At 56.4% G+C, this 15,987-nt stretch carries 10 protein-coding genes; 9 read left to right on the top strand and 1 reads right to left on the bottom strand.

The features are described 5' to 3' along the window. Positions 1-6 precede the first annotated feature (6 nt). The 9 genes from thyA to recD all read left to right on the top strand — a co-directional run bounded on the left by thyA (position 7) and on the right by recD (position 14,469). A complete protein-coding gene (thyA, locus tag SK53_RS12660) occupies positions 7-801 on the top strand; it encodes a thymidylate synthase (protein ID WP_003862785.1) in 795 nt (264 codons plus the stop codon). A gap of 184 nt (positions 802-985) precedes the next feature. Beyond that, positions 986-1,450 (top strand): prepilin peptidase-dependent protein, encoded by a 465-nt coding sequence (locus tag SK53_RS12655; RefSeq protein WP_003862783.1) that lies wholly within the window; start codon positions 986-988, stop codon positions 1,448-1,450. Beyond that, positions 1,441-2,001, top strand: coding sequence for a prepilin peptidase-dependent protein (locus SK53_RS12650; RefSeq protein ID WP_045342377.1), 561 nt, complete (start codon positions 1,441-1,443; stop codon positions 1,999-2,001). Before SK53_RS12655 ends, SK53_RS12650 begins: the two co-directional genes overlap by 10 nt. Then, positions 1,998-2,396: a DUF2509 family protein gene (locus SK53_RS12645; protein WP_003862778.1), complete on the top strand. Its 399-nt coding sequence runs from the start codon at positions 1,998-2,000 to the stop codon at positions 2,394-2,396. The genes SK53_RS12650 and SK53_RS12645 overlap by 4 nt, the downstream gene beginning before the upstream one ends. Next, positions 2,381-2,704 carry a prepilin-type N-terminal cleavage/methylation domain-containing protein gene (locus SK53_RS12640; protein ID WP_003862776.1) on the top strand — a complete coding sequence of 108 codons (324 nt, stop codon included), beginning with the start codon at positions 2,381-2,383 and terminating at the stop codon, positions 2,702-2,704. Before SK53_RS12645 ends, SK53_RS12640 begins: the two co-directional genes overlap by 16 nt. 12 nt (positions 2,705-2,716) lie before the next feature. Continuing rightward, positions 2,717-6,091 (top strand): exodeoxyribonuclease V subunit gamma, encoded by a 3,375-nt coding sequence (recC, locus tag SK53_RS12635; protein ID WP_048209548.1) that lies wholly within the window; start codon positions 2,717-2,719, stop codon positions 6,089-6,091. 139 nt (positions 6,092-6,230) lie between these two features. After that, positions 6,231-9,113, top strand: a complete 2,883-nt coding sequence (gene ptrA, locus SK53_RS12630; RefSeq protein WP_048209543.1) for a pitrilysin — start codon at positions 6,231-6,233, stop codon at positions 9,111-9,113. Next, a complete protein-coding gene (gene recB / locus SK53_RS12625; RefSeq protein ID WP_048209541.1) occupies positions 9,110-12,652 on the top strand; it encodes an exodeoxyribonuclease V subunit beta in 3,543 nt (1,180 codons plus the stop codon). Before ptrA ends, recB begins: the two co-directional genes overlap by 4 nt. Next, positions 12,649-14,469, top strand: a complete 1,821-nt coding sequence (recD, locus tag SK53_RS12620) for an exodeoxyribonuclease V subunit alpha (RefSeq protein ID WP_048209540.1) — start codon at positions 12,649-12,651, stop codon at positions 14,467-14,469. Before recB ends, recD begins: the two co-directional genes overlap by 4 nt. Positions 14,470-14,502: 33 nt before the next feature. On the opposite strand, the gene argA is transcribed toward recD, so the two are convergent. After that, positions 14,503-15,834 carry an amino-acid N-acetyltransferase gene (argA, locus tag SK53_RS12615; RefSeq protein WP_003862767.1) on the bottom strand — a complete coding sequence of 444 codons (1,332 nt, stop codon included), beginning with the start codon at positions 15,832-15,834 and terminating at the stop codon, positions 14,503-14,505. Between the last annotated feature and the right edge of the window lie 153 nt (positions 15,835-15,987).

Below are 15,987 nucleotides of genomic sequence, written 5' to 3'. Positions count from 1 at the left end.
GGAATCATGAAACAGTATCTTGAATTGATGAAAAAAGTGCTCGACGAGGGCACGCCGAAAAACGACCGCACCGGCACCGGTACGCTCTCCATTTTTGGCCACCAGATGCGCTTCAATCTGCAAGAAGGCTTTCCTCTGGTGACAACGAAGCGCTGCCATCTGCGCTCGATCATTCATGAACTGCTCTGGTTCCTGCAAGGCGATACCAACGTTGCTTATCTACATGAAAACAATGTCTCCATCTGGGACGAGTGGGCAGATGAGAACGGCGACCTGGGTCCGGTCTACGGCAAGCAATGGCGCGCGTGGCCTACCCCGGACGGCCGCCATATCGACCAGATCACGACCGTCATAAACCAGCTGAAAAATGATCCGGACTCGCGCCGTATCATTGTCTCTGCCTGGAACGTGGGTGAACTGGATAAAATGGCGCTGGCGCCTTGCCACGCGTTTTTCCAGTTTTACGTGGCGGACGGCAAGCTCTCCTGCCAGCTCTATCAACGCTCCTGCGACGTGTTCCTCGGCCTGCCGTTTAACATCGCCAGCTACGCGCTGTTGGTGCACATGATGGCGCAGCAGTGCGATCTTGAAGTGGGCGATTTTGTCTGGACGGGCGGTGATACCCACCTCTACAGCAATCATATGGAACAGACGCATCTCCAGCTGACGCGCGAACCGCGTGCATTGCCGAAGCTGGTGATCAAACGTAAACCGGACTCGATCTTCGATTACCGTTTTGATGATTTCGAGATTGAGGGTTACGACCCGCATCCCGGCATTAAAGCTCCTGTCGCCATCTGATACGGCAAATCCTGACACAACCGGTGCTCTTTAGCGCCGGTTTTTTTTCACGCCCGTTTTGTTTTTCGAGCCTGTTTCCAGAGATGATGCAACGCGTTGCAACGGGTGAAATTCTCCTGAAAGCGGCTCGTAAAGTTCTGGTTTGACGCTCGCACCCTTTCTGCTATTCCTCCACACTCCCGCCATGAAAAACGAACAAGGCTTTACGCTTATCGAAACCCTTATCGCCGTTTCGCTGGCAGTGATCCTCAGCGCCACAGGACTCTATGGCTGGGACAGCTGGCAGCAGCGGCAGCGGCTTTGGCAAACCGCCTGCCAGGTGCGGGATTACCTGGTGTTTTTGCGCAATGACGCCAACCGTCACAACAGCGAGCACAGGATCGCGCTGTATAACGACGGTGAAAAGAACTGTCTGGCCAGTTCAGCGGTGACCGGTTGTGACAGCGGCGGACCGTTCGTGATGAAGCCGATGTGGCCAGGGGTCACGATAAGCGACATAACACCTGCGCTGGGATTTTACGGTTTAAGAGATACCGCGTGGGCCGGACATATCCGGGTGCAGAGCCGCGCTGGTGGGTGGTGGGTTATTGTCTCAAATGGCGGACGTATCAGGCTGTGTAATGCCGCAGGAGAAGGTGCATGCCAGTAAATCGAAAAGGGTTTTCCCTGCTGGAAGTGCTGATTGCGATGACGATAAGCAGCATTCTGTTACTCAGCACGTCACGTTTTTTACCGGGGCTACAGCGGGGGGTTTTACTGCAATCCGGGCAGCAGGAGCTGCAGGATGAGGTCTGGCAACGTCTGTTCGCGGTCGGTAAACAGTTTCAGAGAGCAGGATACTGTGCAGGGCATTGCCAGGGACAGGGGATGATCATCGGCAGGCAAGGACGATGTGCGATTGTGCAATGGGATGCGAACAGCAACGGCCAGTGGGATAGCACCGCGTCAGAAAACGACAGTACGGGATTCCGGCTTGAGTCCGGATCGCTTGAAACGCTGCGGGGCGCCACATCCTGTGACGGTAAGGGATGGGATAAGCTCACCGACCCGGATCGGGTCCTGATAGAGCAATTTATGGTCACTAAAACCGATCGTGCTGGCTTTGCGCCGGTCATCAGTATCGAGCTGCGTGCCCGCCGTAAAGGTGAACTGACCGCCCCCTTTTCGGCTCGCCATACCGTAACGGGGTTTAATCTGTGAATCGTCAGCGGGGCATGTCATCGCTGGCGCTGGTCCTGCTATTGCTGGTGCTCGGCACGCTGATCCTCACCGGATTAAATCAGCAGTTGCAAACCTTTAGCACGCTGGTAAGTGGCGAGAGTTTGTCTGTTCGCCAGCAGGCTGCCGTGCAATCTGCACTGGAGTGGGGGCGCGTTCAGGAATGGGCTTTACAGCCAGAGGTTCAGTGCAAACAGACACAGCGTTTGCGGGTCTGTGTAAGGTTGTTTGGGGAGCGTGTTTTGCTTATTGCCGGCAATGACGATCTGTTGCTATGGCAAGGCGGGGACATCGCGGAAGGGCAGATACGCTTTTCCGCCCACGGCTGGAGTGATTTCTGCCCCCTTAAGGAAAGTACGCTATGTCAGTTACCCTGAGCAGACAAAAAGGATTTAGCATGGTTGAGGTTTTGCTGGCAATGATGTTGCTGGTTGTGGTTGTGACGGCGTTATCCGGATATCATCGCGCGCTGGCAGCCCGGTATGCGGCGCTTAGCCAGTATCGTCAGCTATGGCATCATGCGTGGAATCAATCGCAGATCTCAACATTAACGCTCCCGCCGGGCTGGCAGGTCAGTCGGGGGCAGACAACACAGTCCGGATGTGTCAGCATCACGGTCACACTTATTTCTCCTATGGGGCGGCAGGGCGCGTTAACGCGTCTGCACTGCCCGGTTAGCCGCTAGTCGGGAGCGTTTATGCTAAGGGTTTACCACTCAAATCGTCTGGATGTGCTGGAAGCACTGATGGAGTATATCGTTGAGCAAGAGCGTCTTGACGATCCGTTTGAGCCAGAAATGGTGCTGGTGCAGAGCACCGGTATGGCGCAGTGGCTGCAAATGTCCCTTTCGCAGAAATTTGGCATTGCGGCGAACATCGATTTTCCGCTGCCCGCGAGCTTTATCTGGGAGATGTTTGTTCGCGTCCTGCCGGACATCCCTGAGCAGAGCGCCTTCAACAAACAAAGCATGGCCTGGAAACTGATGACGCTGCTGCCGGACATGCTGGCGCGTGATGAGTTTGCCATGCTGCGGCACTACCTGAATGACGACACCGACAAGCGTAAACTTTTCCAGCTGGCCTCACGTACTGCCGACCTCTATGACCAGTATCTGGTTTACCGTGCAGACTGGCTGATTCGCTGGGAAGCGGGAGAATTAGTCGATGGGTTACCGGAAGCGCAAATCTGGCAGGCGCCGCTCTGGAAAGCGCTGGTCGAGCATACCGGGAAACTCGGTCAGCCTAAGTGGCACCGTGCTAACTTGTACGATCGCTTTATCTCGATACTTGAGAACAGCGCAGAACGGCCAGCCCGTTTGCCGTCACGCGTGTTCATTTGCGGTATCTCCGCGTTGCCGCCTGTCTACCTGAACGCGCTAAAAGCGCTCGGTAAGCACACTGATATCCATATCCTCTTTACCAACCCGTGTCGGCACTATTGGGGGGATATTCAGGATCCGCGCTGGCTTTCACGGCTGGTCACCCGTCAGAGAAAACGTCTCTTTGAAGAACGCGCGGTGCCGCTGTTTAAAGACAGTGAAAACGCGGCGCAGCTTTTTGATGAAGAGGGGATTCAGAACCTGCCGAACCCGCTGCTTGCCTCGTGGGGCAAGCTCGGACGTGACTATATTTATCTGCTTTCAGATATCACCTCCTCGGGAGAAGGAGATGTGGATGCGTTTGCCGATATTACGCCGGATAGCCTGCTGCACAATATTCAGCTTGATATTCTGGATTTAGAGAACCGTGCCGTTGCCGGGATCACTGCCGAGGAGTTTGCGCGAAGCGATAAGAAGCGAAAACTGGATCCTGACGATCGTAGTATCGCGATCCACGTTTGTCACAGCCCACAGCGTGAAGTTGAAATTCTTCATGACCGCCTGCTGGCCATGTTGCATGACGACCCAACCCTGACACCGCGCGATATCGTGGTGATGGTGGCGGATATCGACAGCTACAGCCCGTTTATTCAGGCGGTATTTGGCAGCGCAACGGGCGACCGCTATCTGCCCTACGCAATCTCTGACCGTCGCGCTCGTCAGTCACACCCGGCGCTACAGGCCTTTATCAGCCTGCTTTCGCTGCCTGATAGCCGGTTTATCTCTGAGGATGTGCTGGCACTGCTGGATGTGCCAGTTCTGGCCGCACGTTTCAACATTAACGAAGAGGGGTTGCGCTATCTGCGCCAGTGGGTCAACGAATCCGGTGTCCGCTGGGGTATCGACGATGATAACGTCCAGGAGTTCGAACTGCCAGCAACCGGCCAGCATACCTGGCAGTTTGGGCTGACGCGCATGCTGCTGGGGTATGCAATGGAGAGCATCCACGGCGAATGGAATGACGTGCTGCCGTACGATGAATCCAGTGGGTTGATCGCGGAACTGGTTGGTCACTTAGCCTCGCTGCTTATGCAGCTCAACCGCTGGCGCCGTGCATTGATGCAGCCCCGCCCGCTCGAAGAGTGGCTGCCAGTTTGCCGCGAAATGCTGAATGATTTCTTCCTGCCGGACAGCGAAACTGAAGCCGCCATGGCGCTTATCGAGAAGCAGTGGCAGGCCATCGTTGATGAAGGGGTTAATTCGCACTATCACGAGGCGGTTCCCCTTTCGCTTCTGCGTGATGAGCTGACGCAACGTCTCGATCAGGAGCGCATCAGCCAGCGCTTCCTTGCGGGGCCGGTGAATATTTGTACCCTGATGCCAATGCGTTCAATCCCGTTCAAAGTGGTCTGTCTGCTTGGCATGAACGACGGTATTTATCCGCGTGCGCTGCCGCCTCTGGGCTTTGATCTTATGAGCGCACAACCGAAGCGGGGTGACCGCAGCCGCCGCGATGATGACCGTTATCTCTTCCTTGAGGCGCTGATGTCTGCGCAAAGCAGGCTGTATATCAGCTATATCGGACGTTCAATTCAGGATAACAGCGAGCGTTTCCCGTCTGTGCTGGTGCAGGAGCTAGTGGACTACATTGGACAGAGCCACTATCTGCCGGGCGATGAAGCCTGCAACTGCGACGAAAGCGAACGTCGGGTGATAGCGCATATCACTTGCCACCATAGCCGTATGCCGTTCGATCCTGTCAACTACGTTCCTGATGAACTGCAAAGCTATGCCCGCGAGTGGCTTCCCGCCGCGAAGAAAGCGGGGACGCCGCAAACCGATTTTATTCAGGCGCTCGAACCGCGCGCTATAGACACCCTCACGTTTGAGCAGCTACAGCGCTTTTGGGCACACCCGGTTCGGGCGTTTTTCCAGCAACGCTTGCAGGTGAATTTCCGCTCTGAAGAGAGCGAAATCCCCGATGCGGAACCGTTTATTCTTGATGGGCTGGAGCGTTTTAAGCTTAATTCCCAGCTTCTGAATGCGCTGGTTGACGAAGAAGACGCCAGTAAACTGTTTCGACGTTACAGGGCGTCGGGATTACTTCCGTATGGTGCATTCGGCGAAATCGTCTGGGATGCCCAGTGCGAGGAGATGCGAGCGCTAGCTGACCGCGTTATCGCGTGTCGGCAGCCGGCGAGCAGCATTGAAATCGATCTCGATTGTAACGGTATGCACCTTAGCGGCTGGCTCACGCACGTGCAGTCTGACGGGCTGCTGCGTTGGCGCCCATCCATGCTCAGCGTTTCACATGGCCTGCAACTCTGGCTCGAACATCTTGTCTACAGTGCGAGTGGTCACGAAGGTGAAAGCCGGTTGTTTGTACGTAAGGACGGCGAATGGCGCTTCCCGCGGATGGAGCCTGAGCAGGCGTTGACGTACCTGTCGCTTTATATTGAAGGTTACCGTCAGGGCATGAACAAACCCCTGCTTTTGCTGCCTGAAAGTGGGGGGGCATGGATAAAAGCCTGTTATGACGCGCAGAATGATGCCATGTTAACGGATGAGGCTTCGCTCCAGAAAGCGCGCAGCAAGTTTTTGCAGGCCTACGAAGGGAACATGATGGTACGTGGCGAAGGTGACGATGTCTGGTATCAACGTTTATGGCGAACGCTGGAGCCAGAATATTTCGACATTATCACCCAGGAGGCGCAACGCTACCTGTTACCGTTATACAAATTTAATCAGTCCTGAGTGCTGTATAAAAATTGCGCAGTATGAGGTGTTCATTTATGATGCACCTCTTATCACGGACTGATGTACCCAAAGAAAGAGATGCTGGCGTGTCCAGCACGCACGTTGTTAATGATGTAGCCGTGATAAAGAGGTCGTAATGCCAGGCAGCACCTTGTTCAAAGCGTTTGTTTTGTTTATCGCCCTTTGGGCTCCCGTCACTCAGGCCGATTCCGGTTGGCAACCTGTCAAGGAAACAATCCGTAAGAGCGATAAGGACACCCGTCAGTATCAGGCGATTCGTCTTGATAACGGGATGACCGTACTGCTGGTTTCCGATCCTCAGGCGGTGAAATCGCTCTCCGCGCTGGTTGTGCCGGTGGGTTCGCTGGAAGATCCTGACGCCCATCCGGGACTGGCGCACTACCTTGAGCACATGACGCTGATGGGATCTAAAAAATACCCACAGCCTGACAGCCTGTCCGAATTTCTGAAAATGCATGGCGGCAGCCACAACGCCAGTACCGCGCCGTATCGCACCGCGTTTTACCTGGAAGTGGAAAATGATGCGCTTGATGGGGCAGTGGACCGTCTGGCGGATGCCATCGCCGCACCGCTGCTGGATAAAAAATACGCTGACCGTGAACGTAATGCCGTGAACGCCGAACTGACGATGGCGCGCACGCGAGACGGTATGCGCATGGCGCAGGTTAGTGCTGAAACCATCAATCCGGCGCACCCGGGTTCGCGCTTCTCAGGCGGCAACCTTGAAACGCTGAGCGACAAGCCAGGTAGCCCGGTGCTCGATGCGCTGCATGCGTTTCGTGAAAAATACTATTCCGCCAATCTGATGAAAGCGGTTATCTACAGCAATAAACCGTTGCCGACGCTGGCAAACATGGCCGCGCAGACCTACGGCAGGGTGCCAAATAAAAATATCGATCTGCCGCAGATTAACGTGCCAGTTGTCACGGACGCGCAAAAAGGCATTGTTATTCACTATGTGCCGGCCTTGCCGCGCAAGGTGTTACGCGTTGAATTCCGTATTGATAACAACACTGCGCAGTTCCGCAGCAAAACCGACGAGCTGGTGACGTATCTTATCGGCAATCGCAGCCCGGGTACGCTCTCCGACTGGCTGCAAAAGCAGGGGCTGGTGGAAGGTATTCGCGCTGACTCCGATCCCGTTGTAAATGGGAATAGCGGCGTGCTGGCCATCTCCGCGACGCTGACCGATAAAGGGCTGGCTCACCGGGACGACGTCGTTGCGGCCATTTTCAGTTACCTCTCTCTGCTGCGCGACAAAGGCGTCGATAAACGCTACTTTGACGAGCTGGCGCACGTGCTGGATCTCGATTTCCGCTATCCCTCTATCACGCGTGATATGGACTACGTTGAGTGGCTGGCAGATACCATGATCCGCGTGCCGGTGGAACATACGCTGGATGCGGTAAATATTGCCGACCAGTTTGACGCCGGAGCGCTCAAAGCGCGTCTGGCGATGATGACTCCGCAGAATGCCCGCGTCTGGTATATCAGCCCGAACGAACCGCATAACAAAATGGCCTACTTCGTTGATGCCCCGTATCAGGTTGAAAAAATCAGCGAACAGACCTTCGCGGGCTGGCAGAAAAAGGCGGGGGAAATTGCGCTGAAGTTACCGGAGCTTAACCCCTACATTCCGGACGATTTCTCGCTGATCAAACCCGCAAAGGCGTATCCGCACCCGGAGCTGATTGTTGATGAGCCGACGCTGCGCGTGGTCTATACCCCAAGCCGCTATTTCGCCGACGAGCCAAAAGCGGATGTCAGCGTGGTGCTGCGTAACCCCAAAGCAATGGACAGCGCCAGAAACCAGGTGCTGTTTGCGCTTAATGATTATCTGGCCGGTATTGCCCTCGATCAGCTCAGCAACCAGGCTGCCGTTGGTGGTATCAGTTTCTCCACCAACGCCAATAACGGCCTGATGGTGAATGCCAACGGCTATACCCAGCGTTTGCCGCAGCTGTTCCAGGCGCTGCTGGACGGTTATTTCAGCTATACGCCTACGGAAGAACAGCTCGAGCAGGCTAAGTCCTGGTATGCCCAGATGATGGATTCTGCCGAGAAGGGTAAAGCCTACGATCAGGCGATTATGCCAGCACAGATGCTGTCGCAAATTCCGTACTTCCAGCGCGAAGATCGCCGCGCGATATTGCCCTCAGTCACCTTAAAAGAGGTGCTGGCTTACCGTGATGCGCTGAAAACTAATACCCGTCCGGAGTTCCTGGTTGTAGGGAATATGAGCGAAGATCAGGCTAAAACACTGGCGCAAAACGTCCGTGCGCAACTGGGTTCAAAAGGCGATGAGTGGTGCCGTAACCAGGATGTGCTGGTAGAGAAAAAGCAGAACGTGATCTTCGAAAAAGCGGGAAGCAGCACGGATTCCGCGCTGGCCGCGGTGTTTGTCCCTGTCGGTTATGACGAATTTACCAGCTCTGCCCAGAGTGCGGTGCTTGGTCAAATTATTCAGCCGTGGTTTTACAACCAGCTGCGGACCGAAGAGCAGTTGGGCTATGCGGTGTTCGCTTTCTCCATGAATGTGGGCCGTCAGTGGGGGCTGGGCTTCCTTCTGCAAAGCAGTGACAAGCAACCCGCTTACCTGTGGCAGCGTTATCAGGCGTTCTTCCCGCAGGCGGAAGCAAAACTGCGCGCCATGAAGCCGGAAGAGTTTGCCCAAATCCAGCAGGCGGTTATCGCCCAGGTGATGCAACCGCCGCAGACGCTGGGTGAAGAGGCCTCGCAGCTGAGCAAAGATTTTGATCGCGGTAATATGAAATTTGATTCGCGTGATAAAATAGTGGCCGAAATAAAACAGCTGACGCCACAAAAGGTTGCCGATTTCTTCCATCAGGCGGTAGTAAAACCGCAGGGTATGGCCATCCTGTCTCAGGTTTCTGGCAGCCAGAACGGGAAAACGGACTACGTAAAATCAAAAGAGTGGACCGTCTGGAAGAGCGTCAGCGCGCTGCAACAAACAATGCCCTGGAGTAAGAAAGAATGACCCATACCGCTGAGCCGCTTGATCCCCTAAGTTTACCTCTACAGGGTGAGCGACTGATTGAAGCCTCAGCGGGAACGGGAAAAACCTATACCATCGCCGCGCTCTATCTGCGTCTGCTGTTGGGGCTCGGCGGCAACGCCGCTTTTTCGCGCCCGTTAAGCGTGGAAGAGCTGCTGGTGGTAACCTTCACCGAAGCGGCCACTGCCGAGCTGCGTGGCCGTATTCGCAGCAACATTCATGAGCTGCGCATCGCCTGTCTGCGTCAGACGACGGATAACCCCCTCTACGCGAGCCTGCTGGACGAGATTGCGGATAAGCAACAGGCTGCGCAATGGCTGCTGCTGGCCGAACGGCAAATGGATGAAGCGTCCGTCTTCACCATTCACGGTTTTTGTCAGCGCATGCTGAGCCTGAATGCGTTTGAATCCGGCATGCTCTTTGAGCAGCAGCTTATTGAAGATGAATCCGAGCTTCGCTATCAGGCCTGTGCGGATTTCTGGCGTCGACACTGTTATCCGTTGCAGCGCGACATTGCCGAAGCGGTTCACGCCCTGTGGAAAGGTCCGGAAGAGCTTCTTCGCGCCATCGACCGTTACCTGCAAGGCGAGGCGCCGGTCATTAAATCTCCTCCGCCTGCCGATGAAACGCTGGCCTCGCGCCATGAAAAGATCGTCGCCAAAATTGCCGCGCTTAAGCAGAAGTGGAATGAGTCGGTCGGTGAAATTGATGCAATCATCGAAAACTCAGGCATCGACAGACGCAAGTTCAACCGTGGGAACCAGGGGAAGTGGATCGAAAAGATCAGCGCCTGGGCCCAGGAGGAGACGCGGGGTTACCAGCTTCCGGACGCACTGGAAAAATTTTCGCAACGCTTTTTGACCGAGCGAACCAAAGCCGACGGTATTGTGCCTGAGCATCCCCTGTTTGTGGCGATTGAAGCGCTGCTTGCGGAGCCATTAACGCTCAATGACCTGATGATCACCCGCGCCATGACGGAGATCCGCCAGGCCGTCGCGCGCGAAAAACGTCGCCGGGGCGAGCTGGGGTTTGATGACATGCTGAGCCGCCTGGACGAAGCCCTGTCCAGCGAGAATGGTGAAGCGCTCGCCAGCGCGATCCGTACCCGTTTTCCGGTGGCGATGATTGACGAATTTCAGGACACCGACCCCCAGCAGTACCGCATTTTTCGCCGCATCTGGCGACAGCAGCCCGACACTGCCCTGTTGTTGATTGGCGACCCTAAACAGGCGATTTACGCCTTCCGTGGGGCAGATATCTTCACCTATATGAAAGCCCGTAGTGAAGTTGTCGCGCATTACACGTTAGACACCAACTGGCGTTCCGCTCCGGGGATGGTTGAGAGCGTCAATGCGCTGTTCAGCCGTATGGAGACGGCGTTCATGTTCAAGGAAATCCCTTTTCTGCCGGTGAAATCCGCCCCAAAAAACGCATCCCTGCGCTTCGAAGTCAGTGGCGCGGAGCAGCCCGCCATGACCTTCTGGCTGCTTGAAGGGGAAGGCTATGGCGTTGCTGATTATCAGGCGGCGATGGCCCAGCACTGCGCCGCGCAAATCCGTGACTGGCTGAGCGCAGGCAACCGCGGCGAGGCGCTGCTGTGGAAGGGGGAACAGGCAAATCCTGTTAAAGCCTCTGATATTACCGTGCTGGTGCGCAGTCGTCAGGAAGCGGCGTTAATCCGCGATGCGCTAACATTGCTGGATATTCCGTCAGTGTATCTCTCTAACCGTGACAGCGTGTTCGACACGCTGGAAGCCCAGGAAATGCTCTGGCTGCTTCAGGCGGTACTGGCGCCGGAGCGCGAAAATACGCTTCGAAGCGCGCTGGCCAGCTCTATGCTGGGGTTGAACGCGCGCGATATTGATGAGCTCAACCATGACGAAAACGCATGGGATGCGGTGGTTGAAGAGTTTGTCCATTACCGTGAACGCTGGCAAAAACGCGGCGTCATGGCGATGCTGCGCGAATTGATGACGCGGCGTCAGATTGCCGAAAATATGCTGGCGTCATCCGGCGGTGAAAGGCGTCTTACCGATATTTTACACATCAGCGAACTGTTGCAGGAAGCCGGCACCCAGCTTGAAAGTGAACATGCCCTCGTGCGCTGGCTGGCGCAGCAAATCGCGGATCCAAACAGTAACGCCTCAAGCCAGCAGATGCGTCTTGAGAGCGATAAGCATCTGGTGCAAATCGTCACCATTCACAAATCGAAAGGTCTCGAGTATCCGCTGGTCTGGCTGCCCTTTATCGCCAACTACCGCGTTCAGGATCAGGCCTATTATCATGACCGCGAGACTTTCGATGCGGTGCTCGATCTCAGCAAGGCGGAAACCAGCGTTGAGCTGGCGGAAGCGGAGCGTCTGGCGGAGGATTTGCGCCTGCTTTACGTGGCGCTGACCCGTTCTGTCTGGCATTGCAGCCTGGGCGTCGCGCCGGTTTTCCGCCGTCGCGGGGAGAAAACAGGGGAGAGCGATTTCCATTTAAGCGCCTTAGGGCGGCTTATTCAGCGTGGTGAGCCGAAAGATGCGGCGGGGTTGCGCCTCTGTATCGAGTCGCTTTGCGGAGACGATATCGCCCTGCATATCCCTTCTCTGCCAGACAACAGCCGCTGGGAAATGGCGCAAGAGCCCGTGACCGATCTTAACGCGCGCCAGATCACACGGGTGCTTGCCGACGACTGGCGCGTCACCAGCTATTCTGGCCTGCAACAGCACGGGCAAAGTATTGCGCAGGATCTCATGCCGAAGCTGGACGTGGATGCCGCAGGGGTAGGCGATGTTCCGGTTGAACCGACGTTAACTCCGCATCAGTTCCCACGCGGCGCGTCGCCGGGCACCTTTTTGCACAGCCTTTTTGAAGAGCTTGATTTCACCCAGCCTGTCAGTGAGGAGTGGGTGCTGAAGATGTTGCAGAGCGGAGGCTATGACGCGCACTGGCAGCCCGTTCTCACTGACTGGATCAACGCCATTTTGCAGGCGCCGCTGACGGCGCAGGGCTTCTCTCTTCGCCAGTTAACGGCCAAAAATAAGCAGGTTGAGATGGAGTTTTATCTGCCCGTCGCAGGCCCGCTTAAGGCCGACGCGCTCGATGCGCTTATCCGTCAGTACGATCCGCTGTCAGCCGGTTGCCCGCCGCTGAACTTCCGTCAGGTGCAGGGCATGCTGAAAGGGTTTATCGACCTGGTCTTCCGTCACGAAGGACGGTACTACCTGCTGGATTACAAATCAAACTGGCTGGGCGAGAACAGCGAAGCCTATACCCAGCAGGCGATGGCGGCCGCCATGCAAATGCATCGCTACGATCTGCAATATCAGCTCTATACCCTGGCGCTGCACCGCTATTTGCGCCACCGTATTGCGGATTATCGCTACGACGATCATTTTGGCGGTGTCATCTACCTGTTCCTGCGCGGGGTTGATGCTGCCGATCCGCGCTCCGGGATCTTCAGCACTCGTCCGGATGCGGAATTGATTAATAAAATGGATAACCTGTTTGCAGCAAACACGGAGGAGATGGCATGACGATGCAGGACTTATTGCTGGATGCGGTAGAGCAACGCGTGCTGCGTCAGCTGGACGTGCAGTTTGCCATGATGATTGCCGCTGACCAGCCCGCCGTGATGCTTGCCGCTGCCCTGTTGAGTATAGATGCCGGAGAGGGGCATGTGTGTCTGCCGCTCTCGCGTCTGGTGGTTGACGAGAAAATGCCGCCTGTCCTCCAGTCCTGCTTTGCGCTGCTGGGAGATAAGGTGGACTGGCAGAAAATCTTGCGGGAATCGTCAGCCGTTGGGCCGGGAGACAACCAGGCACCGCTGATCCTGACGGGGGAGCGCTTATACCTGAACCGCCTGTGGCGAAATGAACTGACGGTAGCGCGTTTCTTTAGTGAGACCAATGCGCCGCTTCCCTGCGACGAAGCACAGCTTCGCCAGACGCTGGACAGGCTGTTTGACTCCGGTGAGGACACAGACTGGCAGAAAGTGGCGGCGGCCGTCGCCCTGACGCGGCGGATCTCGGTGATATCCGGCGGCCCGGGAACGGGGAAAACAACGACCGTCGCAAAGCTGCTGGCAGCCCTGATACAGCTTTCAGGAGAGCAGCGATGCCGTATTCGTCTGGCGGCGCCCACCGGGAAGGCTGCGGCGCGTCTGACCGAATCACTGGGCGGCGCGATGCAACAGCTGCCGCTCACTCAGGAGCAGCTTGCGCTTTTCCCGGGTGAAGCAAGTACTCTGCACCGTCTGCTCGGCGCGCAGCCGGGTTGCCAGCGGCTGCGCTACCATGCGGGTAATCCGCTGCATCTGGACGTGCTGGTGGTGGATGAAGCCTCCATGATCGACCTGACCATGATGTCGCGCCTGATTGATGCTCTGCCACCCCATGCGCGGGTGGTTTTCCTGGGCGATCGCGACCAGCTCGCCTCTGTAGAAGCCGGGGCGGTGCTGGGAGATATCTGTACCTACGCCAGTTACGGTTATACCGCCGCGCGGGCGCAGGAGCTCGCCCGTCTGACCGGTTGCTCGCTTGAACCCGATCACACGCCGATCGCGGGCGCACTGCGTGACAGCCTCTGCCTGCTGCAAAAAAGCTACCGTTTCGGTAGCGACTCCGGCATCGGCCAGCTGGCTGCGGCGGTCAACCGTGGCGACAGGCACGCCACGCGCACGGTGTTTGACGGTACCTTCACTGACATTGAAAAGAAATCGCTGCAAAGCGGGGAAGAGTATCAGGCTATGCTTGAGGAGGCTCTCCAGGGATACCAGCATTTTCTGAGCTGCGTGCAGCAGCGCAGTGAGCCCGGACAGGTCATCGCCGCATTTGGCGAATACCAGCTTCTGTGCGCATTGCGGGAAGGGCCGTTTGGCGTCACGGGCCTGAACGACAGGCTGGAGCAGTTGCTGGTGCAGAAACGCAAAATTAACCGTCAGCTGCATTCGCGATGGTATGAAGGCCGGCCAGTGATGATCTCCCGCAACGACAGTGCGCTGGGGCTGTTCAACGGGGATATCGGCATTGCGCTCGATCGTGGTAACGGTCTGCGCGTCTGGTTCCAGCTACCGGACGGTAGCGTGAAGTCCGTCCAGCCCAGCCGCCTGCCAGAGCATGAAACGGCATGGGCGATGACGGTACATAAATCTCAGGGCTCCGAGTTCAACCATGCGGCGCTGATCCTGCCGACACAGCTGTCGCCGGTAGTGACCCGCGAACTGGTCTACACAGCCATTACCCGTGCGCGCCAGCGCCTGTCGCTGTATGCGGATGAGCGCGTGTTGAGCCAGGCTATTGCCACCCGTACCGAGCGCAGAAGCGGATTAAGCGCGATATTTGAATCTGTCTGAGTGAACGCCCTCTCCAACAGGAGAGGGTGACTGTTATCCCAGGTCCGCCATTAACACCTTCGAGCGGCGCTGGTAGTTGTACATCTCTTTCTTACTTTCCGGCAGGGAATCAATATCCACCGGCGTGAAGCCGCGCTCCTGGAACCAGTGAATGCTGCGCGTGGTGAGCACGAACAGCTTGCTCAGACCCATCTGGCGCGCCTGTGCCGCCACGCGTTCAAGCAGCAGTTCCCCCCGCGAGGAGCTACGGTAATCCGGGTGCACGGCAACGCACGCCATTTCGCCAATCTGCTCTTCCGGGAACGGATAAAGCGCCGCACAGGCAATGGTCAGGTTATCGCGCTGAATGATGGTGAACTTGTCGATCTCCATCTCCAGCTGCTCCCGGGAGCGGCGAACCAGAATGCCCTGTTGCTCCAGCGGACGGATCAGCTCCAGAATGCCGCCGATATCGTTGATGGTGGCACGGCGGATCTGCTCGGCGCTCTCCATGACGATCTGCGTACCGATCCCGTCCCGGGAGAACAGTTCCTGCAACAGCGCACCGTCTTCCTGATAGCTGATCAGGTGGCTGCGGCGCACCCCGCTGCGGCACGCTTTAACGGCGCCGCGCAGAAAACGCACGGTACCGGAATAGTAATCGCCTTCTGCTTCCAGCGCTTCCACGCGCGCCTGGGCTTCATTCGGAAAAAGTTCTGGCACAATTACGCCCTCATCGTTCACGACACCCTGCGAGGAGCAAAAGCCGATCATTTTTTCCGCTTTCAGCTTGATGGCCAGCTGGGTGGCAATCTCTTCTGAGGTCAGATTAAAACTTTCACCCGTTACGGAGACGGCAACGGGCCCCATCAGGACGATCGCGCCATTGTCTAACTGGCGGTGAATGGCGTCTTCATCAATACGGCGGATGCGACCGCTGTGGCAGTAATCCACGCCATCGTCCACGCCGAGCGGCTGAGCGATGATAAAGTTGCCGCTCACCACGTTAATGTGCGCGCCCTGCAACGGCGTATTATTCAGGCTCATCGACAGGCGGGCGGTGATATCGAGCTGCAACAGACCCGCCGCCTGTTTGACCAGTTCGAGGGTTTTCGCATCCGTCACGCGCGTGTGTTTGTGGTAGATCGGCTCATGGTGATGGGCGGCCAGGTTGGCTTCGATTTGCGGACGTGCGCCATACACCACCACCAGACGGATGCCGAGGCTGTGCAGCAGGCCGATATCATTGACGATGCTGGAAAAGTTTTCATGCTCAATGGCTTCGCCGCCAAGCATGATGACAAACGTTTTTCCCCGATGGGTGTTGATATAGGGAACAGAATGGCGGAATCCCTGGACCAGTTCGGTTCTGCGTTCCTTAACCATGACACAACCCTTAGTGAATGTTTATTCGTAATTTATGTATTTTTATTCGATCTTGGCCGCGTGTGCAAGCCTAAATTTTCTGCGACCCACAGAAAATAATAAGTAATCCGTGCGTTAACGTATGATTGTTTACCCTTTTATAGATGACAGTTT

It is taken from the genome of Enterobacter sp. MGH119 (assembly GCF_001037675.1).
Taxonomy (GTDB): domain Bacteria; phylum Pseudomonadota; class Gammaproteobacteria; order Enterobacterales; family Enterobacteriaceae; genus Enterobacter; species Enterobacter hormaechei_C.
The sequence above is the reverse complement of the archived record's forward strand: the minus strand, read 5'-3'. Positions and strand labels throughout refer to the sequence as shown.